Below are 24,441 nucleotides of genomic sequence, written 5' to 3'. Positions count from 1 at the left end.
GACCGCACCACCCTGGAGACGACCGCGCCATGGCCCTGGCCCCCCACCGCCTCGTCTGGATGAACCTCTGGCTGGAGGCCCCCGCCGAGCGGGACGCCGCGCTCACCCGCGAAGTCGCCGCCGCCCTCGCCCCGTTCGGCCGCGCCACGGTCACCTCCCGGGGCCCGTACCCGCGCACCCCCGAACTGCTCCGCTACGACGTCGAGCTGGTGCCCACGTCCGCCACCGCCGACTGCCTGCGCGCCCTGGGCCTGAGCCCCGACGAGGACGGCGACTGGCCCGACTGGGAACACACCGGCACCGACACCTTCCTGCACCCCGCCGTCCGCGGCGCCCAGGTCGGCGAGGAGGAGGCCGCGACACCACCGCCGTTCGACAACGGCGACGTGGTGACCGTCCTCGACAGCCCGACCGCCCGCGAGGAGGGCCTGGTGGGCGCGGAGGCGGTCGTCCACAACTCCTTCTACCTCCCCGACGAGCCCGACCCGCTGCTGCGTCGCTGGCACCACCAGGTGATGCCCGAGGGCCGGGAGACCCTGGAGCCCTTCGAGAGCGCCGACCTGCGCCCCACCGGCCGCCGCACCGCCGTCGAGGACGTCCCCGACGCCGTGCACATCGCCCACGCCGGCCCGCAGGCCTGAACCGGCCCCCGCTCGACCGGCCCCCGCTCGACCGGCCCGCGGCCCGGACCGGCCCGGGCGCGCTGCCTGTACGGGCAGCGCATCGTGCCCGTCCACCCCCTTACCCGCGAGCGCCGCCCCGGGTATGCAGGGAAGGCACAGCGAAACGGCCACTCCTACGAGCGGAGTCCCATGCACGCGCACGAGCCGGCGAAGCAGGACAGCCAGCCGCAGCCCGCCACCAGGGCCGCGGCCACGCGGGCGGGACGGATCCCGGACGGGCGGGCACCCGGGGAACTCCTCGAACTGCAACGCACCGCCGGCAACGCGGCCGTCGTCCGGATGCTCCAGCGCAACCGCCACCGGCAGGGCCCGGCCGAGCCGGTGCAGCTGTCCGCGGTCCACGACGTGCTGCGCGCGCCGGGCAAACCGCTGGACGGGGCGCTGCGCCGGGAGATGGAGTCCCGCCTCGGCGCCGACTTCTCCGACGTCCGCCTGCACACCGGCTCCGCGGCCCGCGCCTCCGCCGCCGAGGTGGGCGCCCGCGCCTACACCTCCGGCAGCCACGTCGTCATCGGCGACGGCGGCGGCGACAAGCACACCCTCGCCCACGAGCTGACCCACGTCATCCAGCAGCGCCGGGGCCCGGTGGCCGGTACGGACAACGGGTCGGGACTGAGCATCTCCCACCCCGGGGACCGCTTCGAGCGCGAGGCCGAGGCCAACGCGCTGCGGGTGATGAGCCGCAGGCCCGAACCGGGAGACCGGGACACCCACGGCGACCGGGACACCCACGGCGCGGCCCGCGGCGACGGAGCGACGGCCGTCCAGCGCTTCGCCGAGGTCACCACCGAGGAACTGGGGCCCGTACGGGTCTCGCAGAGCGGCCTCTACCTCATGACCGTCGAAGCCGGCGCGGACACCACCGTCCTCTGGGTCGCGGAGGGCGCCCCGGCGCCCCGGTACTGCACGCCGACCGGGCAGAGCGGGCAGATCGCGGGGCGCACGTACGCCCAGTACGAACCCTCGACGTCCTTCCTCGCGGACTGCGCCCACACCGCCGAGGAGATCATGCACCAGCAGCGGCTGGCCCTGGGGCAGGACGCCAGCGAATTCGCCCGGGGAGGCCACCAGTTCGGCCTGGGCGACCAGGAGAACGCCCAGGGCGCCACGGCCTACGCGAACGCCAGGCCCGGCGGCCCGAACGCGAACGGCGAGGAACGGCCCACCCCCGGTCAGGCGTTCGCCATCGTGGAGACCGCGTGGCACGGGGACCACGAGCGGCCCGCCAACGCCAGCGGCTGGCCCTACCACGTGGCGGCCGTCGTCGCCGTGGACGGCGACGACCACATCACCGTGGAGCAGGCCGCGGACGGCAACGACGCCAAGGCCCGCCAGGGGCACGAGGGCATCATCGACATGTACACCGCCGGCACCGACCCGACCACCGGGCAGGCACTGCCGCACAGCTTCCACGGACGGAACACCGGCGGCCCCGTGCAGCACTTCTCGGCCGGCGCGATCACCGTCATCCTCCAGCCGGTCAACGTGGGCGGCCTCAGGAGCGAGACCGGCCGCCGCAAGCTCGTCTGACCGGCCCCGAACCCCCTTTCCCGCCAGGCCACTTGCCCCCGAAAGCACCCCGTCCGGCGCGGTGTAGGGTGAGGAACCCGTTGGCTGGGAAAGGGGGGCGACATGAAGGTCGACCGGGAGCAGGCGACCGCCTGGCGGATGCGGCGGCAGTACCTCGACCCGCGGAGCGGCGCCGACGCGGGCGAGATCGTCAGCAGGCTCGCCGGCGTCCAGGCCCAGGTCTGGAGCGCGGCCGAACTCGCCGTCGCCCTACGGCAGTCCACCCCCGACCCCGCCGGCGTCGACCAGGCCGTCACCGACCGCGCCCTCCTGAAGACCTGGGCCGTACGCGGCACCCTCCACCTGCTGCGCCCCGGCGAGGCGGGCGCCTACCTGTCGCTCATGGCGGACCTGGGCACCTGGCTCAAGCCCTCCTGGCAGAAGGCCTCCGGCGTCAGCCCGGAGCAGATCGACGCGCTGACCGACGAGGTCTCCGGCATCCTCGACGGGGGAGCGGCCCTCACCCGCGACGAACTGGTCACCCGCCTCGTCGCCGACCGGCGCTTCAGGGGCATGGAGGAGCGGCTGCGCTCCGGCTGGGGCTCCGTCCTCAAGCCGCTCGCCTGGCGCGGCGTGCTCTGCCACGGCCCCAGCCGGGGCAACAAGGTCACCTTCGTCAAGCCGGCGAGCCGGTTCGCCGACTGGAACGGCGTGCCCGCGCCCGAGGAGGCCGCGCCCGTGGTGATCGCCTCCTACCTCGGCGCCCACGGCCCCGCCACGCCCGAGGCGTTCGACCGCTGGCTGTGCCTCAACAGCACCAGCAAGCCCAAGCTGCGCCGGTGGTTCGAGGGCATGGGCGACCGGCTTACCGAGGTCGAGTTCGAGGGCCGCAAGGCGTTCATCCTCACCGAGCACGCGGAGGAACTCGCCGCCACCACCCCGTCCGAGGGGGTGCGCCTGCTCGGCGGCTTCGACCAGTACGTCCTGGGCCCCGGCACCAAGGACGAACTGCTGCTCGCGCCCCGGCACCGCGCCCTGGTGAGCCGCCAGTCCGGGTGGATCTCCCCGACCGTCGTGGTCGACGGCCGGATCGTCGGCGTCTGGGAGACCACCGGCCAGGACCTGGTGGTCACCCCGTTCCCGGACGGCGCCGCCCTGCCCCTCAAGGCGCTCGAGCAGGAAGCGGCCCACCTCGCCCACGCGAGCGGCACGGGCCCCCTGACGGTCCGCATCGCCTGACCGCATCGCCTGACCGCACCGCCGCCGACGACGACCCCGTAGGCCTCGTCCACGGCCCGGCGCACCGCGTACCCGGCACCCCCGCCCACATCTACGGTGTCCGGGCATCTTCAGCCTGCGGAGCCGGATCCTCCAGAAGAAGGTGGGGTCATCGATCGAACCGGCACCGGTGTTCGTCGGGGAGGCGGAGGCCGCCATCGTTCCGACGGTGCTGAATTTCGTCTTCAAGCCGTTCGGCTTCTAGATTGATCCGACGGTGGATTCCGATCCACTGAACCAACCCGCCGGGGCGTCGTCCGAATCGGGCGGCACCCCGGCGCACCAGATACGTGGAAATGGAAAATGCACAAGAGGCACAATCCCTGGGCGCTCGTCTACTTCCTGATCGGGCTCGTGCTCTTGCTGGTCGCTGTCTCGGGAGTGGCCTACGCGACCAGGGTCGACGACCTCATCCCCATCCTCGGTGCCGGTGTTCCGGGCCTGGTACTGACGGTCCGTGCCCCGATCTACGGCGTCGCCTTCGGGGACGCCGGTGTGAAGTACTCCGGACTGCTCAAGTCACGCTCCTACACCTGGCCCGAGATCCAGGAGGTGAGGCCCGCCGTCGTCACCGGAACACTGTTCTCCTCCGACGTCCCGGAACTGCTCCTGGCCTCGGGAAAGATCGACCAGCTGCCGATGCTGGCGGGCTACGGGTGGGGGAACACGCCCAATCAGCGGGTGGAAAAGCTCGTGGCCGAACTGGAGAAGGCGCGTTCGTCCGCCGCCTCCCGCCACGGTGACCACACCCCGTAGCGGGCCGGCCGGAAGCCCTCGGCCACCGTGAAGCCCCGACCCGCCCGGGTCGGGGCTTCACGGCTTGCGGCCGCCCTGCGCCCGCCCGGTGGGCGTCGGGCCGCGTGCGATGTGACGCGGACATGTCCTAGATTTCTCGGATACCCCGCCCCGAACGCCTCGCACAGAATCGGCGAAGAGCGCCCCCCGGTGAGCGCGGGTGCTCGACAAGTCGCCCATCTGAGCCAGGAGTTGATCACGCATGGCACGCTCCTTCAAGCGCACCGGAACCGTCCTCGCGGCGGCGGCGATCGCGCTGTCCCTGTCCGGCGCGGCCACGGCCGTCGCCCAGCCCGCGGCGTCCGGAGCCTCGAACCGGCACTGCGTGGTGAACGCGGACGGCGGGCAGTCGAAGTGCTTCGGCACCTACCGCGAGGCCATCGGCTACGCCACCGGCGGGCACGTCACCGACGCCCCGCTGAGCGCCGCCGCGGCCGCCCGTGACACCGCGTTCGCCGAGGAGTTGAACAGCTCGGCCGGCCTGTCCAACCTGGTCGTCCTGGGGACGATCTACCAGGACTTCTTCTTCGAGGGTGAATCGGTGACTTTCACCGGCCCGCACGATTGCTACAACGGGAACAGCGCCGACTACTCGTTCGACATCCCCGCCCCGCTCACCAACCACGTGTACTCGCTGCGCCCGTACGCCAACTGCTGGTTCAACCTGTTCACCGGCACCCAGGCCACCGGCTACGCCAGCCCCAGCTACAAGGGCGAGACCGTGTCGGTGGACGAGGCCTGGCGCACCCACTCCAGGTCGCTGACCCTCGGCTGAACCACGCTCTGACACCCGCCCACCCGGCGGGGTCCGCCGACGGGCGGCCGGCCATGTGCCGGCCGCCCGCCGCCGTGAGGCCGACCTGTGAGGCCGACCCGGGCGGCAGACCCGATCCGCCACGCCGGCGCCTACGGCTGGATCACGAAGTACGCCACCATGCCCGCCGTCAGGCACAGGAACAGCTGCACCAGCAGACCCGCGGGGATCGGCACCTCGTCCGGGTCGCCCGCCTTCTGCGCCGCGAGGTGCCGGCGCGACAGCTTCCCGAGGTGCCCGGCCGTCCCCAGCGCCAGCGACAGCAGGGCCAGCGCGTACATGGACAGCGCCGAGGCCAGGCCCGTGCCCCTCAGGTGACCGATCAGGAAGAGCGCTCCGGACAGCGGCGCCAGGGACACCATGATCCGGTACTTCCGGATCGGCTGCGGCGGCACCGCCAGCGCCCAGAACAGCACCGTCACCAGCGCGACGATCCACCACCAGGTGGACACGCTCAACCCCAGTGGTGTCATCGCCCCACACCCCACCCCACGTCACGGACGTTCGCGCACGTCCACCCCGGCCACGCTAGCCACCCCCGCCCCCGCACCGCGCCGACAGGACCCGGCAAGATCCACGCCGGTTCCCTGCACGGTCCCGGCAAGGCGCGGCGAGGCCCCGGCCGGACCGCCCGCCCCCCCGGTGCAACCGCAGCGCCGCCGGCGGTGTTCTCAGAGACGATGGACGAGATGCCTCCTCCGCTCACCGAGCTGCTCGCGGCAGACCTCGACCGTGGGTTCGCCGAACTCGTGCGCACCCACGGCGGCGCCGTGTACTCGGTGCTGCTGCGCCTGAACGGGGCGTCGCGCGACGTGGAAGACCTGGTGCAGGACACCTTCCTGCGGGCGTACACCGCGCTGCGCGACTACCCGCCGGCGCGGCGCCAGGCCCTGCAGCCGAAGGCCTGGCTGCTGGCGATCGGCACGAACGTGTGGCGCAACCACGTCCGCACCCTGACCCGGCGGCCCGCCGCCGCGGAAGGGGTGGACGTCCGGGAACTGCCCCTGGTGGACGGCAAACCCGGACCCGAACAGCGGGCGGAGCACGCGGACGAACGGGGGAGATTGGTGGCCGCGCTCGCCGAACTGCCCGAACACCACCGGCTGCCGGTGGTCCTGCGGCACGTCGGAGAGCTGAGCTACGCGGAGATCGCGGAGCTGGTGGAATGCCCGGTAGGCACCGTCAAGGCCCAGGTGTCACGGGGGCTGGCCGCACTGCGCAGCCAACCCCGGCTGGCGGTAGAGGAGGTGAGAGGATGAGCGGACACCCGCACGCGGCCCCGGACGGCCAGGACCCGAACGGCCGGTACCCGCACGGCCAGGACCCGCACGGCGCGGCACCCGACGCGGTACGGCGCACGGTCAACGGCACGGCCACGCCCAAGGCGTCCACCGCCCGGACCACGGACATCCCACCGCCCGGCGGCCACACCGTGCCCGACAGCGACAGCGACCGACACACCGTGCCCGGCCTCGACGCCCTGCACGTACCGATGCCCGCCGACCTGGCGATCCGGATCCTGCAACGGGCCGGCGTCGCCGACCGCGAGTACGACCGGTACACCGTGGTCGACGGCCCGGTCACCGCCCTGTTCGTCGCCCACGGACGCGGCGCCGTCGTCGCAGCCGCACCCGTCGACTGGTACCCCGGCGCGGAAGCCTTCGAGGAGGCCCACCTGCGCCGCACCGGCCGCACCGCGCTGCCCGCCGGCAAACCGCTGCCCGGCGTCGTCGGCGCGCTGCGCACCGGCCGCGACCGCATGCTGCGCTACGACTACGGCCCCCTGCCGCAGGCGCAGCGCAGCGTCCTGGAGGCGGTGCGCGCCATCCCGCGCGGCCAACTGCGGCCCCCGCGCTGGCTGGGCCGCGAGGCGGGGCTGCCGGAGGCGGACGAGGCGGACCTGCTGGCGGCGGTGCGCGCCAACCCCGTTCCGGTGCTGATCCCGGTGCACCGGCTCGGCGACGAGGACGGCCGGCCCCTCGACTGCGGCCTGCCCGCCGACCTGGTCGAGCGGCTGCGCGCGCACGAGGGCATCGACGGGGAGCGCCTGCACCGGTTCGCCGCCGACGGCACCCACTTCCTGGGCAGCGACACCACCCGGATCTTCTGCTACCCGACCTGCGCCGACGCCCGCCGCATCACCGACCGGCACCGGGTGCCGTTCGGTACGGCCGCCGACGCCCGGGCGGCGGGCTACCGGGCCTGCCGCAGCTGCCGGCCCGTACCGGCCTGACCTCCCTTCACCTCCCCGAAGGCCCCCGGGGAGCCGGTGCCGCCCGTTCACAGGGCCTGCGGGAAGTCCAGCAGCCGGTCCGGGTCGTAGCGTGCCCGCAGCCGTTCCAGCCGGGGCAGGTTGGCGCCGTAGTACGCCCGCCGCCAGTCGGCCAGCCGCGGGTCGCGGTAGTTCTGGTAGGCGTGGCCGGAGGCGTACGGGCGCAGCGCCTCGCGGGCCTCGCCGACCCAGCGGACGGCGGCGTCGGCGGCGTCCTCGGGGGCGTCCGCGGTGGCGTCCTCGGTGGCGTGGGAGGGGCCGTCGGCGGGCCACCAGGCGTAGCACTGGGCCAGGAAGCGCGCGTCGCGGTGCACGAAGGCGGTGGCGTCGGCGGGCACCCGGTTGACGGCGCCGCCGAGGACGTTGAAGGAGATCGATGCGCACACGCCGTCGGGCACGCGCCGCAGCACCGCGAGGGTCTCCCGGACGGTCTGCGGGCCGAGCCCGCGGTCGAAGAAGTGCGAGGCCGCGGCGAAGGCGACGCGTTGCTCGTCCGGGCGCCCGATGACGGCCTCGCCGCCGGCGTTCGCTCGTACGGCGGCCAGGTACGACCGGCGGACGGACTGCCGCTCGCGGGCGGGTCCGGCGGCGGCTTCCAGCCCGTCCAGCCACCGCTCGGCCTCCTCCTCCCCGCCGCCGCCGAGCAGGAACCCGGCGACCTCGGCGACCGGGCCGCCCGGGCGGGTCTCCAGCAGGAAGTGCGACCAGAGGCGGTCGGGGGCGGTGAACGCCCGGTCCTGCCAGTGCTCCAGGACGGTGCCCGCCTCCCGGTACGGCCAGGTGGCCCGGAACGCGGTCAGGTCGGCGGCCGGGTGGGTGCGCATCCGCAGCGAGGTGACCACGCCGAAGTTGCCGTTGCCCGCGCCGCGCAGGGCCCACAGCAGTTCGGGTTCGGTCCGCTCGTCGCAGCGCACCGTCCGGCCGTCGGGGAGCACCACCTCGGCGCCGACCAGGCTGTCGCAGGTCAGCCCGTACGCCCGGCTGACCACCCCGTGGCCGCCGCCGAGGGCCAGCCCGGCCAGGGCGACGGTCGGGCAGCTGCCGGCGGGCACCGTCACGCCGTGCCGGGCCAGTTCCTCGTAGACGGTGATCAGCGGGGTGCCCGCGCCGATCTCGGCGTGGCCGCCGCCGCCCTCCATCCGGACGCCGGACAGCCGGGACACGTCGACCACCAGCGGCATCCGGCTGGACCAGGCCCCGTAGCAGTGGCCGCCGCCGCGCACCGTGAGCCGCAGGCCGTACCGGCGGGCGAACCGCACGCACCGGGCGACGTCCTCGGGCCCGGCGCAGTACGCGACCGCCCCGGGGCGGGCCCGGTCGGCGTACCGCAGGTTGCGCGGCAGCCGCGCGGCCTCGTACCCGGCGTCCCCGGGCAGCACCAACTCGCCGTCCAGGCTTGCCCCGAGGGCCCGCCACCGCGGCCCGGGGCCCGGTACCGGCCGCCGGTCCGCGCCGCCGTCCTGGCTGTCCATCTCCACCTGCCCCTCGGAAGCCCGCCCCTCGGAAGCCCGCCCGTCCTCGTCGCCGTCCTCGTCGCCGTCCTCGTCGCCGTCCGTCACCGCCGTCTGTCGTGACCGTCCGTCATGGCCAGAAGCCGTGCACCCTCCCGTCCATCCTCCCGGCAGGTCATCGAAGGAGCAGCCCAACGGCGAGACCCAGCAGGACCAGACCCACCACCGCGCCGCCGACCCGCTCCGCGAGCGGCGGGAACGCGGCCCGGCCGTTCGCCCCGCGCGACGTCACGATCCGCACGCCCACCTCGGTGAGCAGCAGGAGCCACAGCGCCCCGATCGACAGGTACACCGCCGCCAGCAGCGGCAGCGCCCCGGCCGACGGGCTGTCGGCCGGCAGGAACTGCGGGAGGAACACCGTCAGGAACAGGCCGACCTTCGGGTTGCCCGCGGTGGAGAGGAAGCCGAGCAGCAGGTGCCGCGGCAGCCGGTCGACGCCCGCCCCCTCAGCCTCCTCCGCCCGCGCCCCGGTAGGGCGGGGGCGCAGGGCCTCCCACAGCGCGCGGCCGCCCGTCACGGCCAGCACGAGCGCGCCCGCCGCCTGCCAGGCGTGGAGCAGTCCGGGCCGCAGCGCCACGACCGCCATGGCGCCGGTGACCGCCAGCACCGCGTACCCGGCGCCGGCGAGCAGCATGCCCGCGGCGGCGGCCAGCACCGGCGGGCGGCGGCGGGTGCGGCTGACCAGGCGCAGCACCAGCATGCTGTCCGGTCCCGGGCTGCACACCACCGCCGCGCAGCTGGCCAGGAAGGCCGGGCTGGCGGCGACGGCGAGGGCGCCCGGGGTCATCGGGCGGCGTGGCCCGGTGCCGCCGCCACCGGCGCGGCTCCGGCGGAGCCCGAGGAGCCCGAGGAGCCCGAGGAGCCCGAGGAGCCCGAGGAGCCCGAGGAGCCCGAGGAACCAGGGGCGCCGGGCGAGCCGGGGGAGTCCGGCGTGACCACGAGGGCGGCCTCCATGGCCCGGACGGCGGCCACGTCCCGTTCGACCTGCGCGGGATCCGGGTGCGCGAGCACCGCGAAGCCGAGGGTGAGGGTGCCCAGCAGGTCGCGGGTGACCTCCAGGCGGTCGCCGTCCCGGAGCCTGACCGCCGAGTGGTGGTACGACGCCAGCTCCGCGATCCCGTCCAGGACGGCGGTGTTGGACACCGTGCCGGAGCGGCGGGCGATCAGGAAGACCACGGTCATGTGCCGCAGCAGCCGGTAGCCCTTGGGGGCGCTCTCCTCGCGGGCGAACCAGCGCACCGCGCGGTGCACCTGGCTGTCGCCGGTGGCGGTCAGGTTGAACGCGGGGTGGCCGCCGCCGTGCGGGCGGGAGTTGATCTCGATCAGGCGCGGGCCCTCGTCGGTCAGCATGATCTCGATGTGCGCGGCGCCGTGCCGCAGGCCCACCGCGTCGAGCACGGCCTCGGCGTACCGGGTCAGCGCGGGTACCGCGGGGTCGTCGGGGGAGACCCAGGTGAGGCTGTCGTAGACGGCCATCTGCTCGCCGTTGTCGATCTTGCTGTAGCGGCAGATGTCGGCCACGGTGTGCCGGCCACGGTGGCTGAAGGTGTCGACCACGAACTCGGTACCCCGGGCGTACTCCTGCACCATCATCCGGTCGTTGAGGTTGTGCCACTGGTTGACCCGGCCCAGCTGGGCGTCGAACGGCACCCGCCAGTCCGCGCCGGCCGGCACCCGGGTGACGCCGTCGGTGCTGCCGCTCTTGGGCGGCTTGACCACCAGGTCGCGGCCGGCCAGGCCCTCCCGGTCGATCCAGGCCTGGACGGCCGCCGGGTCGTCGGTGCAGATCTGGCGGATCGTCGGGACCCCGGCGGCGCGCAGCGCCTGCGCCATGGCGCCCTTGTCGCGGCGCGCCGCCGACAGCTGCGGGGTGTTGGCCTGTTCCGGGAGCAGCCGCTCGGTGAGCCGGTCGGTGAGCTCGACGCCGCTCTCGGCACCCGCCAGCACGCAGCGCGGCGACAGCGGGCGCAGCCGCGCCACCAGCCGTTCGAGGTCGCCGTCGAAGGCGAGCAGCTGCCGGTAGCGGGTGGCGTCCCAGGAGTCCGCGTAGGCCGCGGGCACCTCGGGCAGCGAGCTGACCGCGACCGAGGGGATGCCGAACTCGGCGAACCGGGGCGCGTACTGGGCGCCGGAGGAGAACGGGTCGACGATGACGGCGACCTGGGGGGAGGACGGGGCGTTCACGGGAGCGTCCTGTCTCCGGGGGCGGCCCCCGGGGGCGGTTCAGGCTCCGGCGGCGAGGGCCGGGGACAGCGGAAGGTGGCAGAGTTCGGCGGCGGCGTCCGCCGGTCCCGGCAGCACCGCGGTGACGGTGTCGCCGGAGCGGACGGCCGGCACCTGGCGGCGCAGCCGGCTGAGCGAGGAGCCCCGCTCGTGCCACGGGCACACCAGCCGCCGTCCGGTGGGGTCGGGGGTGCCCAGGTTCAGCGGGCCGCCCCGGTGCGGGCAGGAGGCGGGCAGCACCGATCCGCCCGCCTCGGTGCGGATGTACACGTAGGGCAGGCCGGCGACGCGGGCGCAGTTGTCCGCGCCGCCGGCCTTGAACGTCACGACAGGCATGCGCGGTAGTCCCCCACGGAGAAGATCTGGTAGACGCACTCCTCGGACTCGATGATCGCGCCGTGCAGGCGGTTGCGCTGGATCACGGTGCCCTCGCCGGCCTCCAGGATCCGGTAGGAGTCGAAGCCGCTGACGAAGCGCATCGTGCCGCTGACGATGTGGCAGAGCTCGTCGCCCTCGTGGCTGTGGGTGTTGGACAGCTCGCCGAAGGGCTCGACGATGTCCGCGACCGGCGGGGTGATCCGGCCCTCGGTGATGGCCGCGTAGACCGGCTCGTGCAGGTCCTTGTAGCGGTCCGCGTCGTCCATCCAGGCGATCTGGGTGGCGAAGTCGTCGTCGGCGATGGCGCTCAGCAGGCGGAACTCCTCGATGCCGCGCACGATTTCGGGGATGATCTGCTCGCCGTGGCGCTCGATGAGGGGCTTGACCAGCTTCTCCAGCGCCATCCGGCCGTGGTGCTGGTCGATGTGGACGTGCTCGGAGAAGTAGCGGGCGTCCGCGGTGCCCTCGAACACGTCGGTGAGCAGGTTCTCCGCGCGGCGGCAGAAGTCCACCAGGGTGCTCTCGGTGTAGAACAGTGCGCCGACGTAGCGGAAGAAGTGCTCGTGGTTCTTTCCGAGGTAGTGGAAGTAGTTGTTCAGGGCGAGGCTGGAGACCAGGTAGTACTGCCAGTAGCGGTGTACGTCGGAGCCGAGTCCGACGGATTCCAGGGTGGCCTCGAAAAGGGTGCTGTGCTTGGTGTCGTGAACGCCGTAGCCGTATTCGTCGATGAGGATCTTGAACCATTCCGACTGCTCGGCGCCGTAATATCCGAGGACGTTCCGGGCCATCGGCGAGGCCTCGGACAGGAAGTCCGGGGCGAACTGGATCAGCCACATCCTGGCCGCGCGCTTCGGGTCGGAGGAATCGCGGACGGCCTTCTCGGCGGGGGAGGCCCCGCCCTGGGCGTGGACGTCGAGTTCCTCCAGGTAGGCGAGCAGGCTCTCGGTGGTCCAGTCGCCGCTGACCTCCACCTCCTGGTCGAGGAAGCCGAAGGCGAAGCGCTCCAGCGCGGGGCGGATCAGCTCGCCGCGGGCCCGGTTGCCGGGGCTGTAGTAGTGGCGCAGGTCCTCCGCCTGGTCGCCGAGGCCGGCCTTGGGGAAGAAGACCAGGTCGGCCTCGTAGATGCTGGTCAGCAGGCGCTGGGCGGCGAGGCTGCTGTACTCCAGGATCCGGTCGCGGCCCGCCACCCGGTCGAAGTCCAGGTAGGGCAGCACCTGCGGGCGCAGCTGGCGGCGGTAGGGGGTGTCGGAGTTCTCCCACTCCTCGTTGTCCTTGTAGAGCGGATTGGCGGCGTAGGCCAGGACCGCCTCGCGCAGCGCGTCGCCGTGCAGCTCGAACGGTTCGTAGGGGACGGGTGTGTGCGACATGTCTGGTCTGCCTTCCGCGGGTGGGGTGGGGGCGGGCCGGGCGGGGGCGTGCACGGGTGCGGGGGAGCGCGGGTACGGCGGTACGGCGGTGCGTCAGGCGGGGGAGCGCGGTGGACGGGTCAGGCGAGGGAGAGGCGGGTGTCGCTCCAGGCGAGGTCGAGCTCCAGCGTGGAACCGGCCTGCGCCTCGACGGGGTGGGCCAGCGGCAGCAGCGCCTGCATCCAGTGCGAGCCGATGTTGTCGGGTGAGTTGCGCAGGGTCACGCCGCCGCCGAGTTCCAGCTCGAACCAGGCGACCAGGGCGTGCACGGTGCCCGACTCGCTGACCGGGAGGGCGAGTTTGCTGCCGCCGGGGCCGAGCGGGTCCGCGGCGAAGTCGAAGGAGGCCAGCTCGACCGTCTCCGACAGGACGCGGTGCGGCCAGGTGTGCAGCCGGATCGGGAAGTGCCCCGGTGTGGCGAAGGCGTTCAGCCGCGAGACGTCGAAGCCGCCGGCCCGGTTCACCCGGTTCAGGTTCACCGCGTTCTCGCTCTGCACCAGCGCCCCCAGCAGGCGGGCCCGCTCGGGGAGCATCACCCCGTCCGGGGTGAGCAGTTCGCGGCGCGCGTGCCGGATCGAGGGCAGGATGCCCTCGCCGATCAGGCCGCAGTCCACGATCTCGGAGATCACCGCGTCGACCCGGCGCGGCAGTTCCCGGCCGACGGCCAGTTCGTCGGAGCGGCAGGCGAGCACGGTGACCCGGTCGGCGAAGCCCTCGTCGGCCAGGACCTGCCGGGCCACCTCCGCCATCAGCGGGTTCGCCTCGCAGCTGTAGACGTGGGCGGCGCCGGCCCGGACGGCCATCATGGCCAGCAGGCCGGTGCCCGCGCCGATGTCCAGCACGGTGCCGCCCTGCGGGACGATCCGCTCCAGGGCGGTGGCCAGCGCGTCGTTGCGCTCGTGGTCGTTGAGCATGGCGAAGTGCCAGCGTGGCACCGCCTCCCGGGCGAACTCCCGGAACTCGGGGAACTCCGGGGACAGGGCGTCGGGGGCGGCCAGCAGCCGGGCCGTGGCCTCCGCGATCCGGTTCAGCTCCTGGGCCCTGGCGCGCAGGCCCGCCAGGGCCAGCCGGACCTCTCCCTGAGCCGTCTGGCTGGTGACACTCGTCAAATGGGGCATGTCGTTCCGCAGGCTCCCCGGTAGGAATGGCTTATCGAAACACGGTGCATGCACGGATGAACGGACAACACGGATGAACGGGCAACACGGATGAACGGAAAACGCGGATGAGCGGACGGTGCGGGCCGACGGGAAACGCCCGTTTCCTCGGCGAATTCACGGGGGAATTCACCGGGGCTCCGCGGCGTCCGAGCAGAACTGCGCTCCCGGCATCGGATGTGTTCTGCTGACGGAAAACGAGGGCGGGCCCGCGATTTCTTGCGTGCGCACATCGCCCCCCGGTCGAAACGATTAGAACATCACCCGAGTCGGAGCGGCAAGCAGGTGCTAAAAGGAGCGGTACTTGCGCTTCCGGTCGGCCCTTTCGGGCTGGTGGGCCGTCACCGCGGTCCGCCCCCGCCGCCCCCGCCGGCCACGGGCCGCCCCCCGCGGCCCGTGCCCGTGGCCGCCCCCGCCTCCAGATGCAGGACGGCCGCCGTCATCGCCAGCGTGGTGTGCCGGTACCAGGCCACCCAGGTGCGCACCTGGTGGCTGCTCAACCCGGCCCGGGTGTCGGCCTCGTGGACCGCCCGGGCGGCCGCCGCGCCCGCCGCCGCCATCGCCCGCGCGGCGGGGACGTCCGGCGCCGTGGTCGGCGCGTGCAGCAGGAAGCGCGAGGTGTGCCCGGACGGCAGCCGGCGGGCCAGCAGGGTCAGCCGGAAACCCGGTGCCGGATGGCCGTACACCGGGCCCAGGGTGCGGCCCAGCAGCTGCCAGGCCTCCTCCCTGCCCGGTTCCGCGCGCACCGCCGAGGCGTCCGACTCGCTCTGTGGGTAGGGGAGTTGGGGAAGTTCGACGCAGAACGGCAGTCGCCGCCGGCACAGCCACTGGCGCAGCTGCGGGTCGGCGAAGTCCGGGCCGCCGAACACCCAGCCGATCGGCATCGCCGCCGCCAGCGCGCGTTCCAGCATCTCCTGGCCGAGGTCGGCCATGCTGCGCGGGTGCACCCGTTCCGGCGGCACACCGGCCCGGGCGCAGCGCGCGGGGTCGGAGGTCCACTGCGAGGGCAGGTACAGCTCGCGGTCGATCACCGCGGCCCGGTTGCGCGACACGTAGCACAGCAGCGCCGCGGCCTGGATGTTGCGGTCCCGGTTGGCGGCCCGCGCCCCGGCCGGGGCGACCGCGACCGCGCCGGTGCCCGCCCGGGCCGTCTCGTGCCGGCTCAGCACCGCGCACGGGCCCGACGCCCCGAGCAGCGGCACCACGTGCTCGCGGATGCTGTCGCGCAGCCGGTCGGCGTCCCACACCGTGCGGGTGAGCAGCCGCTGGGTGCTCCAGGCGCTGTCGGCGCCGGACCGGGCGGCGATCTGCGCGGCGCTGCCCCGGCCGGGGGAGGCCAGCAGCGCGTGGACGTACGCCAGCGCCCGGTCCCGCGGCTCGGCCCGGGTGAAGTGCTCGCCCAGCAGCCGCAGCAGGTCCGGGTACGGGTAGGGGGTGGCGGGGCCACCGGGACGGGCGAGGGGGGAACGGGACACGACGGCCATACCGGATCTCCGATAGGTCTAGACCTGTCTATTCCGTGGCGAGACTAGCCGAGCATCGGGCGCGGGGTAAGTGGTTGATCGTGTACCCGACACCGGGGTACACGCGCGCGACGGCCCACCACGCCCCACCGGCCCCAACCGACCCCGCCGAACCCACCCGCCCCGCACCCCGCACCCCCGCCCCGCACCCCCGCCCCGCACCCCGCCGAGGACGCCGTGCAACCCGGACGCCCGGCCCGGTGTTCCCCCTCACGCCCGGCTCCTGGAGCCCAACCGACGAACCCCGTGCGAGGCGTGAGATGACCGAAAGCACCGAACTGAGCGCCACCCGGCTCGCCGAGGCGATCCGCCGGCGGGAGATCTCCCCGGTCGAGGCGGTCCAGGCGGCACTGGAGCGGATCGAGAAGACCAACCCCGCCGTCAACGCCTTCGTGACCGTCTGCGGCGAACGCGCCCTCGAACAGGCCGCCGCCGCCGAACGCGCCGTCACCTCCGGCGCCGAACTCGGCCCGCTGCACGGCGTCCCCATCGGCGTGAAGGACCTCGACCCCGTCGCCGGCGTCCGCATGGCCCGCGGCTCCCTGGTCTTCGCCGAGGACGTCCCGCAGGAGACCATCCTCTGCGTCGAACGCCTCGAACAGGCCGGCGCGATCGTCGTCGGCAAGACCAACACCCCCGAGTTCGGCTTCAAGGCCACCACCGACAGCGCCCTGTTCGGCCCCGCCTCCACACCCTTCAACCGCGCCATGAACGCCGGCGGCTCCTCCGGCGGCAGCGCCGCCGCCGTCGCCTCCGGCATGGTCCCGCTCGCCCAGGGCTCCGACGCCGGCGGCTCCCTGCGCGTACCCGCCGCCTTCTGCGGCGTCTTCACCCTGATGCCCACCTTCGGCCGGGTCGCCGTCCCCGCCAAGCCCAACGCCTTCCGCCGCTACAACCCGATGGTCTGCTACGCCACCCTCGCCCGCACCGTCGCCGACGCCGCCCTCGGCGTCGACCTGATGTCCGGCGAGCACCCGTACGACCCGTACTCCTACCCCGCCCCCGACAAGCTCGTCGACGCCCTCCACGGCGACCTCACCGGCCTCACCGTCGCCTACAGCCCCGACCTCGGCGGCTACCCCGTCGAACCCGAGGTCGAAGCCCTCGTCCGCGCCGCCCTGCCCGCCCTGCGCGACGCCGGCGCCACCGTCGAGGAGGTCGACTTCACCCTGCCGCTGCCGCACGCCGACCTCACCGCCATGTGGCGCCGCTACCTGTCCGTCGCCCACGCCGAATCCGCCGCCATCTCCCGCGACAACGGCCTCGACCTGCTCGGCACCTACGCCGGCTCCATCGACCAGGCCTACCTGGACTCCGTACGCGTCGGCGAATCCCTCAGCGCCGTCGACTTCCGCCTCGAGGACCTCGACCGCACCCGCGTCCTCTACGCCTTCGAGAACCTCTTCGACCGCTACGACCTGATCGTCAGCCCCGTCAACGCCGTCACCGGCATCCCCAACTCCGCCGGCCGCGACACCGTCGGCCCCGACACCGTCCACGGCCAGCGCGTCGACCCGTTCGTCGGCTGGTCCCTCACCAGCCCGTTCAACCTGATCGCCAGCCCCGCCGCCTCCGTCCCCGTCGGCCGCGCCCGCAACGGCGTCCCCGTCGGCCTGCAACTCGCCGCCCGCCGCCGCAACGACGCCCTCGTCATCCGCGCCGCCGCCGCCCTGGAAGACCGCCTCCCCTGGGCCGCCACCTACCAGGACCTCGACCTGGACGCCACCACCGCCTGACCCCCCAGCCGCCACCGGCCGGACCGGACGCAACCCGACCGGCCCGGCCGGTGTTCCACCACCAGGACCACCCCCCGGCCGACGAACCGGCCCACCCGCCGGGGGAGCGACGAAGGGGAGAGACCGTGCAAGCCACCACCCGGCAACCCGCCGGCCGGCGGACCGGACCCAGCGGCACCGCGCTGCTGGTCCTGCTGATCGGACAGTCGATGGCCAACATCGACCTGGCCATCGTCAACCTGGCGGTACCCGCCGTCAGCGCCGACCTCCACGTCAGCGGCTCCGCACTCACCCTGATGGTCACCGCCTACGCGCTGTGCTCCGCCGTCCTCCTCGCCCCCGCCGCCCGACTCGGCGAACGCCTGGGCGTACGCCGCGTCTACCTCTCCGGCCTCGCCCTGTTCACCCTCGCCTCCCTCGCCTGCGGACTCGCCACCAGCGCCCCCGTCCTCATTGCCGGACGCTGCCTCCAGGGCGCCGCCTGCTCCCTGATGATCTCCCAGGTCCTCATGGGCATCCACCGCTGGTACACCGGCCCCGCCCGCGCCCGCGCCCTCGGCTGGAACGCCGTCACCCTCTCCGGCGGCGCCGCCCTCGGCCAGATCCTCGGCGGCACCATCGTCTCCGCCGACATCCTCGGCGCCGGCTGGCGCGCCGTCTTCCTGCTCAACGTGCCCATCGGCGCCCTCATCCTGCTGCTCGGCGTCGTCCTGCTCCCGCACGACCGACCCGCCACCACCGCCCGCCGCGGCGACAACGACATCCCCGGCACCCTGCTGCTCGCCGCCGCCTCCCTCACCGTCCTCATCCCGCTCAGCCTCACCCGACCCGCCTGGATCTGGCTCCTGCTGCCCGCCGCCCTCCCGCTCGCCGTCCGACTGGTCCGCACCGAACAGCGCGTCATCGCCCGCGGCGCCACCCCCGCGCTCGACCTGCGCCCGCTGTCCACCCCCACCGTCCGCTGGGCACTCACCACCTCCTCCGGCTGCACCCTCACCTACATCTCGATGCTCTACCTGCTCTCCCTCCACCTCCAGGACCACCTGCACCTGCCCGCCTGGCAGGCCGGACTCGTCCCGCTCGGCTGGGTCCTCGCCTTCGGCCTCGCCGGCCCCGTCATCGGCCGCGCCCCGCACCGCCTCGCCCGGCGACTGCCCTTCATCGGCTGCACCCTGCTCACCACCGCCTACGCCCTCGCCCCCGTCGTCCCCGCCGGCGAGGGCACCGCCATCTGGCCGCTCACCGCCGTCCTGTGCATCGGCGGCTTCGGCCTCGGCCTCACCAACACCTCCGTGCTCAACCTGCTCACCACCGCCGTCCCGCCCCGCCACGCCGCGACGCTCAGCGGCACCGTCAACACCCTCTCCACCGTCGTCGGCGTCACCGGCGTCGCCCTCTTCGGCGCCCTCTACCCCTGGCTCAGCCGCAGCACCTGGGCCGGACCCGCCACCGCCTACACCCTCGCCAGCGCCGGACTCGCCCTCATCACCGCGTTCTGCGCCTACGCAGCCCTGCGCGCCGTCGCCACCGCACCCGGCCCGGCCGGCACACCCGACACACCCGACACACCGGAGCCGGCCGACGCAACCGACCCGGCCGCCCCGGTGTTCACCACCGGGGAACGCCCCGGCGCGCCCACCGCCGGCTGAACCCCGCGCACCACCACCGCACCGCGCACACCCGACGCAGAGGACGACCCGCCATGACCGAACTCCACCACCTCCACGCCAAGGCCGCCCTGTTCGACCTCGACGGCACCCTGGTGGCCACCGAACACCGCAGCCGCGCCGCCTGGACCCGCCTGTTCACCACCCACCACGTGCCCTGCGACGACACCGTCCTCGCGACCTTCGTCGGACGGCGCGGCAAGGAAGCCCTCGCCGACCACGTCCACGACTTCCCCGGCCACACCGTCGACGAACTCTTCGACGAGGCCTGCGGCTACCTCATGGGCCCCGACAGCCCGCCGCCCTTCGCCGTCCCCGGCGCCGCCGAACTCCTCGCCGACCTCCACACCCGCGGCGTCCCCCTCGCCGTCGTCACCTCCGGCCTGCGCGCCCACGCCACCGAGATGCTCGACCACGTCGGCGGCGCCGACCTCTTCCAGGTCATCGTCACCGCCGAGGACGTCAACGCCGGCAAGCCCGACCCCCAGGGCTACCTCGACGCCTGCCGCGCCCTCGGCGTCCACCCCGCCGACGGCCTCGCCTTCGAGGACGCCCCGGCCGGCGTCAGCGCCGCCAAGAGCGCCGGACTGCGCTGCGTCGCCCTCACCACCACCCACGGCGCGGGCGACTTCGCCCACGCCGACCTGGTCGTCCCCGACCTCACCCCCCTGCGCTGGACCCCCACCGCCGACGCCCACTGACCCCGCCCCGCCACCCCGCCCGCCGCCCCGACCACGTCCACCACCACACCAGCCCGACACCGCCGGGGAGACACGACACCGCCATGCCCGCCGCCCGCCCCTCCGCCCCCGACGCCCTCGCCGCCGCGGCCACCAGCAGCCTGATCCTCGTCCACGACCCGCTCTCACGCGCCGTCGCCCCCGACTACTGGGACTGGTCCGCCGACGCCCACCACGGCGCCGCGCACGCGCTCACCGCCATCGACGACGACCGCGTCCGCACCGGCGCCGCCCGCCTCGCCGACGACCCCGCCGACGCCACCGCCGCCGCCCACCTCACCGCCGCCCTCACCGACCTGCTGCGCCGCCCCGAGGGAGCGGACCCGGCACTCGACGCGCTGCGCGCCGCCGCCGCCCGCACCGAGTCGCTGTCCCGGCTGATCGTCCAGCCGGGCCCGCCCGGAGCGCCGGCCGCCGCCGAGGCCCCCGACACCGCCGAGCTGCTGGCCGCCCTCGCCCGCAAGCCGCACCGGGCCTCCCACCCCGTCGACGCGGCGGTGGTCATCCCCTTCCGCGCCCCCGACGACGCCACCGGCCGGGTCCGCAACCTGGCCGCCGTCCTCAACGCGCTCGCCGACCAGTCCCACCCGCGCGAGCGCTACCGCGTCGTGGTGGTCGAGAGCGACGAACGCCCGCGCTGGCGCGAGCTGTTCGCCGACGCCTGCGACACCTACCTGTTCGCGCCCGACCCCGGCCGGTTCAACAAGTCCTGGACCGTCAACGTCGGCGTGGTCCACGGTGCCAGGCCGGCCGAGCTGGTCTGCGTCCTGGACGGCGACATCCTCGTCGACCGCGACTTCGTCGCCCGGGCCGTCGAGCGCTTCCAGCGGCCCGGCACCCAGGCCCACTGGCCGTTCGAGGACATGCTCTTCCTCGACCCCGCCTCCAGCGCCCGGGCGGTGCGCACCCGCTGCCTGGACGCCGCCCCCGACCCCGGCCCGGACCGGCTGCGCGGGGTCCACCTGCGCCGGCCGCCGGGCGGCTGCGTCTGGCTGCGCGAGGACCTCTTCACCCGCATCGGCGGCATGGACGAGCGCTTCTGCGGCTGGGGCGGCGAGGACCAGGACTTCGTGTGGCGCGCCGAACGCTACGGCCCGATGGACCGCCACCGCGACCCGATCGTGCACCTCCACCACGACCGGGCCGCCCACCGCGGCGACGACGGCACCCCCTTCTACGAGGAGGTCGAACGCGCCGGCTTCTGCAGCTGGCCCTGCGACTCCGACTTCGGCCGCCTCGACCGCTGACGGCCCGCCGTCCGTCCGCGACCCGGCCGCCGCCGGCGGGCCGTGAAACGACACCGCCCCGCTGGCTCGATCGAGCCGGCGGGGCGGTGCGGGGGAGCGCGGGGTCGCGCCGTGCGGTCAGACGGTGACCTGGTCGGTCCGCTCCGCCGGGGCGTCGGCGCCCTGCCCGCCGGCGGCGGGGGCGTTCTCCCGGGGCGTGGGGAGCACGGTCATGATCACGGCGGAGATCACGATGGTCGCCGCCCAGGCGAGCCCGTACTTGCCGACGAAGGTGCCGGAGAGCGGGCCGGCGAACCAGTCGCACTTGGTGAAGGCGAGGCCGAACAGCAGCGCGACGACCCAGGACACCATCGCCTGCCAGCAGAAGCCGCCCTTGTACCAGTACCGGCCGCCCTTGGTGGTGTCCATCAGCGCGGCGGCGTCGTAGCGCACCGCACGCGAGCGGCGACGGAACATGTCCACCGCGTAGACGCCGATCCAGGCCGAGAAGGAGACGGCGAGCAGGATCAGGAAGGTGATGAAGGAGCCCAGGAAGCTCTTGGCGACCAGCATCAGCAGCAGGCCGCCGACCAGCGAGATCACGGCGTTGATGCTGACGGCCATGGCGCGCGGCAGCTTGACGCCCATGGTCTGCGCGGTGAAGCCGGCCGAGTACATGGACAGGCTGTTGATCAGCAGCATGCCCACGATCGCGGTCAGCAGGTAGGGCACGGCCAGCCAGGTCGGCAGCAGGTCGCCGAGGAAGGAGACCGGGTCGGCGGCGTCGGCCAGGCCGGGGGAGGCCACCGCCATCACGGCGCCCATCAGCACCATCGGCACCATCACCAGGCCGGCGCCGGAGACCGTCACGCCGGCGATCTTCCGGCCGGAGGCGGCGTGCGGCAGGTAGCGGGTGAAGTCCGGGCCGGTGGGCACCCAGCTGATGCCGCCGGCGGCGATGGTCCCGATGCCGGCGATCATCATCGCGGTGGTGCCCGCGGGCTTGGCGAAGACCTCGCTCCAGTGGATGGTCGCGACCAGGTAGCCCAGCACCAGGACGCTGAAGACGCCGAAGAGGTACGTCGACCAGGTGTTGCAGACGTTCAGCGCCTTGCGGCCCATGCCGGAGACCAGGAAGGTGCAGGCGACGAAGGCGAAGAGCGTGACCACGATCAGCGCGGTGTTGCTCTTGACGCCGAAGAGCAGGTCGAGGACGGTCAGCACCGCGTACGCGCCGGTGACGGCGTTGATCGTCTCCCAGCCGAACCGGGCGATCCACAGGATCGCGCCGGGGAACAGGTTCCCGCGCACCCCGAAGGTGGCTCGCGAGAGCGTCGCGCCCGGCGCCCCGCCCCACTTCCCGGAGACCGACAGCACGCCGACCATGCCGAAGGAGGCGAGCGCGGCGCACGCGGCGACGATCAGGACCTGCCAGAAGTTCAACCGGTTGAACACCACCAGGGCCGCACCCATGGTGAGCAGCAGGACGCTGATGTTCGCCGCGACCCAGGTCGGGAAGAGCTCGCGCACTCTGCCCCGGCGCTCGTGGTCCGGAACGGGTTCGATGCCGCGGGTCTCTATCGCGCCGTCGACGTCGACGGTGGACAGGTTGTCCATGAGGGTGGCTCCGTGCGTGTGAAGCGGGAGGTGAAAACAGACAAATAGAACATTTATGGAACTCTTCGCGCGTAGCGCGGGAGTTCGGCCATCCTACGTTGTCCGGTTCGCCGACCCCGAAAGCCCCCAGCACACCACCCGCTACGGTGCGTCACCACGAGCGCCGGCGGTCCCGCCCCCCGGCCGGGGAGCCCCGGCCGGGGAGCCCCCGCGCCTACTCGACCGCGCGCAGCGCGTCGACGACGCCGAAGCCGTAGAAGCCGTTGACGCGCTCGCCGCCCGCGCAGACGGCGTCCACGACGCCGTCGCCGTTCCAGTCGTACGGGTCGGCCGGGCACCCCGGGTTGTCCGCCTGGGCCTTGAGCAGCGCCTGCAACTGGGCCGGGGTCGCGTTCGGGTGGGCGGACTTCAGCAGCGCGGCCACCCCGGCGACGTGGGGCGTGGCCATGGACGTGCCCTGCTCGTAGCCGTACTGGTTGTTCGGCAGCGTCGACAGGACGCCGCCCGACCCGGACGGCGTGTCCGAGGCCACGTACTGGTCGCCGCCCGGCGCCGCGACGTCGATCACGCCGAGGCCGTAGTTGGAGTAGTACGCCTTCGCGCCCTTGGCGCCGGTGGCGCTGACCGTGACGACGCCCGGCAGCTGTGCGGGCAGGTCCCAGCACCGGTGCGGGTCGACCGTCCGGTTCACGGGGGTGGAGTCGTTGGGGCTGCCGGCGTCGGTGAAGCCCTCGGAGGCCAGGTCGTGCCTGGAGTTGCCGGCCCCGGCGACGTTGAGGGTGCCCTTGCGCTGCGCGTACCGCTGGGCGCGGTCGACCGCGTCGACGATGGCCTTCTGGTCGGGGTCGTCCAGGCAGTTGTACTGCCACGGGTCGATGTAGTAGCTGTTGTTGGTGATCTGCACGCCGTGGTCGGCGGCGAACACGAAGGCGCACACGACGCTCTCGGCGTAGATCAGCTGGCGCGGGGTGGGCTGGGAGACGGTGATGCCGGAGACCTTCACGCCGGGTGCCACGCCCGCGACGCCGACGCCGTTGCGGGCCGCGGCGATCGTGCCCGCCACGTGCGTGCCGTGGAAGTAGTCCGGGTCCGCCGGCCGCCAGGAGCCGTACGTGGTGTCGGCCTTCCCACCGGCGCAGTTCGCGGACTGCGCGGGGGAGAAGTTCGCGGCGAGGTCGGGGTGGGTGTCGTCGACGCCGGTGTCGATCACGGCGACCGTGACGTCCCGGCTGCCGGGGTTGACCTTCGCGGCCCTGTCCGCGCCGATCGCCCGCAGGTCCCACTGCTCGGCCTCGAGGGGCTCGCCGCCGTCGGACGCCGTCCCGATCCTCGCGGCCTCGGCCTCGGAGAGCCGGCGCACCGCGCCCTCCTCGGTCGTCCCCGCCACGCTCAGCGCCGCGGTCCGGGTGGCACCCGCCGACTCCACCCCGCGCACCGCGCGCAGCCGCTTGCCGAAGTCGGGGTCCGCCGAGCGGGCGACGATCACGCCGATCGCGTCGTACGTGACGACGATGCTGCCACCGGCCGCGGTGACGGCCCGCTGCACCTGCGCGATGGTGTGCCGGTCGGTCCCGGTGTTGACGACGTACGCCAGGGCGGGCGCGTCCCCGGCCGGTGCGGCGGAGGGTATTCGGGGCGTCGCCGAGGCCGATGCGGGGAGGAACCCGAGCGAGGCGGTCAGCGACAGCACGACCGGTACGGCCAGGCCGAGCCGGGGCAGGGAACGTCGTCGAGCCATGTGGTCTCCACATCATCCGGGGTGGGCCCGGCCGAGGACGGAGCGCCGGCCGGGTACGGGAAGGGTGGTACGGGGATGAAGCCGTCCCGGAACGTTCCCCAGCCTCGCCCGCCGACGCCTGCCGCGACTATCCGAAAAGTCACCCCCGCCGCCGCACCGAAACGGCTT

21 protein-coding genes are annotated in these 24,441 nt (G+C 73.9%); 11 read left to right on the top strand and 10 right to left on the bottom strand.

What is annotated here, in order from left to right:
- Positions 1-29 precede the first annotated feature (29 nt).
- From ACIQ87_RS33735 to ACIQ87_RS33715, 5 genes are all read left to right on the top strand, one after another.
- Entirely contained in the window at positions 30-641 is a 612-nt protein-coding gene (locus ACIQ87_RS33735; RefSeq protein ID WP_402414404.1) for a hypothetical protein, read from the top strand.
- Between the two features lie 171 nt (positions 642-812).
- Positions 813-2,213 (top strand): DUF4157 domain-containing protein, encoded by a 1,401-nt coding sequence (locus tag ACIQ87_RS33730; protein WP_402414401.1) that lies wholly within the window; start codon positions 813-815, stop codon positions 2,211-2,213.
- 102 nt (positions 2,214-2,315) lie between these two features.
- Positions 2,316-3,431 carry a winged helix DNA-binding domain-containing protein gene (locus ACIQ87_RS33725; RefSeq protein WP_402414398.1) on the top strand — a complete coding sequence of 372 codons (1,116 nt, stop codon included), beginning with the start codon at positions 2,316-2,318 and terminating at the stop codon, positions 3,429-3,431.
- 342 nt (positions 3,432-3,773) lie between these two features.
- A complete protein-coding gene (locus ACIQ87_RS33720; protein WP_402414395.1) occupies positions 3,774-4,226 on the top strand; it encodes a hypothetical protein in 453 nt (150 codons plus the stop codon).
- A gap of 241 nt (positions 4,227-4,467) precedes the next feature.
- The gene (locus tag ACIQ87_RS33715) at positions 4,468-5,040 is read left to right on the top strand and encodes a hypothetical protein (RefSeq protein ID WP_402414391.1); all 573 of its coding nucleotides are present in this window, start codon (positions 4,468-4,470) and stop codon (positions 5,038-5,040) included.
- A 131-nt stretch (positions 5,041-5,171) separates the two neighbouring features.
- Here ACIQ87_RS33715 and ACIQ87_RS33710 read toward each other — a convergent pair whose 3' ends face one another.
- Positions 5,172-5,537 carry a hypothetical protein gene (locus ACIQ87_RS33710; protein WP_402414388.1) on the bottom strand — a complete coding sequence of 122 codons (366 nt, stop codon included), beginning with the start codon at positions 5,535-5,537 and terminating at the stop codon, positions 5,172-5,174.
- Positions 5,538-5,768: 231 nt separating this feature from the next.
- Between ACIQ87_RS33710 and ACIQ87_RS33705 the strand changes: the two genes are divergently transcribed.
- Together ACIQ87_RS33705 and ACIQ87_RS33700 are read left to right on the top strand one after the other, a co-directional pair.
- Positions 5,769-6,338, top strand: coding sequence for an RNA polymerase sigma factor (locus ACIQ87_RS33705; protein WP_392883261.1), 570 nt, complete (start codon positions 5,769-5,771; stop codon positions 6,336-6,338).
- A complete protein-coding gene (locus tag ACIQ87_RS33700; protein WP_402414385.1) occupies positions 6,335-7,312 on the top strand; it encodes an Ada metal-binding domain-containing protein in 978 nt (325 codons plus the stop codon). Before ACIQ87_RS33705 ends, ACIQ87_RS33700 begins: the two co-directional genes overlap by 4 nt.
- A 47-nt stretch (positions 7,313-7,359) precedes the next feature.
- On the opposite strand, the gene ACIQ87_RS33695 is transcribed toward ACIQ87_RS33700, so the two are convergent.
- The 7 genes from ACIQ87_RS33695 to ACIQ87_RS33665 all read right to left on the bottom strand — a co-directional run bounded on the left by ACIQ87_RS33695 (position 7,360) and on the right by ACIQ87_RS33665 (position 15,501).
- Positions 7,360-8,910: an FAD-binding oxidoreductase gene (locus ACIQ87_RS33695; RefSeq protein ID WP_402414382.1), complete on the bottom strand. Its 1,551-nt coding sequence runs from the start codon at positions 8,908-8,910 to the stop codon at positions 7,360-7,362.
- Positions 8,911-8,977: 67 nt separating this feature from the next.
- Entirely contained in the window at positions 8,978-9,649 is a 672-nt protein-coding gene (locus ACIQ87_RS33690; protein WP_402414379.1) for a LysE family translocator, read from the bottom strand.
- Complete coding sequence (locus ACIQ87_RS33685; protein ID WP_402414377.1) at positions 9,646-11,046, bottom strand: ATP-grasp domain-containing protein; 1,401 nt, start codon at positions 11,044-11,046, stop codon at positions 9,646-9,648. The genes ACIQ87_RS33690 and ACIQ87_RS33685 overlap by 4 nt, the downstream gene beginning before the upstream one ends.
- 39 nt (positions 11,047-11,085) lie before the next feature.
- Positions 11,086-11,421 carry a Rieske 2Fe-2S domain-containing protein gene (locus ACIQ87_RS33680; RefSeq protein ID WP_392883254.1) on the bottom strand — a complete coding sequence of 112 codons (336 nt, stop codon included), beginning with the start codon at positions 11,419-11,421 and terminating at the stop codon, positions 11,086-11,088.
- Positions 11,409-12,830 (bottom strand): iron-containing redox enzyme family protein, encoded by a 1,422-nt coding sequence (locus ACIQ87_RS33675; protein ID WP_402414374.1) that lies wholly within the window; start codon positions 12,828-12,830, stop codon positions 11,409-11,411. Before ACIQ87_RS33675 ends, ACIQ87_RS33680 begins: the two co-directional genes overlap by 13 nt.
- Before the next feature lie 119 nt (positions 12,831-12,949).
- Positions 12,950-13,987 (bottom strand): methyltransferase domain-containing protein, encoded by a 1,038-nt coding sequence (locus tag ACIQ87_RS33670; RefSeq protein ID WP_402414372.1) that lies wholly within the window; start codon positions 13,985-13,987, stop codon positions 12,950-12,952.
- 380 nt (positions 13,988-14,367) lie between these two features.
- Positions 14,368-15,501 (bottom strand): transposase, encoded by a 1,134-nt coding sequence (locus tag ACIQ87_RS33665; RefSeq protein WP_402414370.1) that lies wholly within the window; start codon positions 15,499-15,501, stop codon positions 14,368-14,370.
- A gap of 308 nt (positions 15,502-15,809) precedes the next feature.
- Here ACIQ87_RS33665 and ACIQ87_RS33660 point away from each other — a divergent pair, with 308 nt between their 5' ends.
- From ACIQ87_RS33660 to ACIQ87_RS33645, 4 genes are all read left to right on the top strand, one after another.
- Positions 15,810-17,285 carry an amidase gene (locus ACIQ87_RS33660; RefSeq protein WP_402414368.1) on the top strand — a complete coding sequence of 492 codons (1,476 nt, stop codon included), beginning with the start codon at positions 15,810-15,812 and terminating at the stop codon, positions 17,283-17,285.
- 125 nt (positions 17,286-17,410) lie between these two features.
- Positions 17,411-18,934, top strand: coding sequence for an MFS transporter (locus ACIQ87_RS33655; RefSeq protein WP_402414365.1), 1,524 nt, complete (start codon positions 17,411-17,413; stop codon positions 18,932-18,934).
- Between the two features lie 53 nt (positions 18,935-18,987).
- Positions 18,988-19,653 (top strand): HAD family hydrolase, encoded by a 666-nt coding sequence (locus ACIQ87_RS33650; protein WP_402414362.1) that lies wholly within the window; start codon positions 18,988-18,990, stop codon positions 19,651-19,653.
- 83 nt (positions 19,654-19,736) lie between these two features.
- A complete protein-coding gene (locus ACIQ87_RS33645) occupies positions 19,737-20,939 on the top strand; it encodes a glycosyltransferase (RefSeq protein WP_402414360.1) in 1,203 nt (400 codons plus the stop codon).
- A 117-nt stretch (positions 20,940-21,056) separates the two neighbouring features.
- Here the strand turns inward: ACIQ87_RS33645 and ACIQ87_RS33640 are convergent, their stop codons facing one another.
- Both ACIQ87_RS33640 and ACIQ87_RS33635 read right to left on the bottom strand, forming a co-directional pair.
- Positions 21,057-22,535, bottom strand: coding sequence for a purine-cytosine permease family protein (locus tag ACIQ87_RS33640; protein WP_402414358.1), 1,479 nt, complete (start codon positions 22,533-22,535; stop codon positions 21,057-21,059).
- 214 nt (positions 22,536-22,749) lie between these two features.
- Positions 22,750-24,273: a S8 family serine peptidase gene (locus ACIQ87_RS33635; protein ID WP_402414355.1), complete on the bottom strand. Its 1,524-nt coding sequence runs from the start codon at positions 24,271-24,273 to the stop codon at positions 22,750-22,752.
- Positions 24,274-24,441: the final 168 nt, after the last annotated feature.

This window comes from Kitasatospora sp. NPDC096204 (genome assembly GCF_044763205.1).
GTDB lineage: Bacteria > Actinomycetota > Actinomycetes > Streptomycetales > Streptomycetaceae > Kitasatospora.
This window is presented reverse-complemented; position numbering and strand designations above follow the sequence as displayed.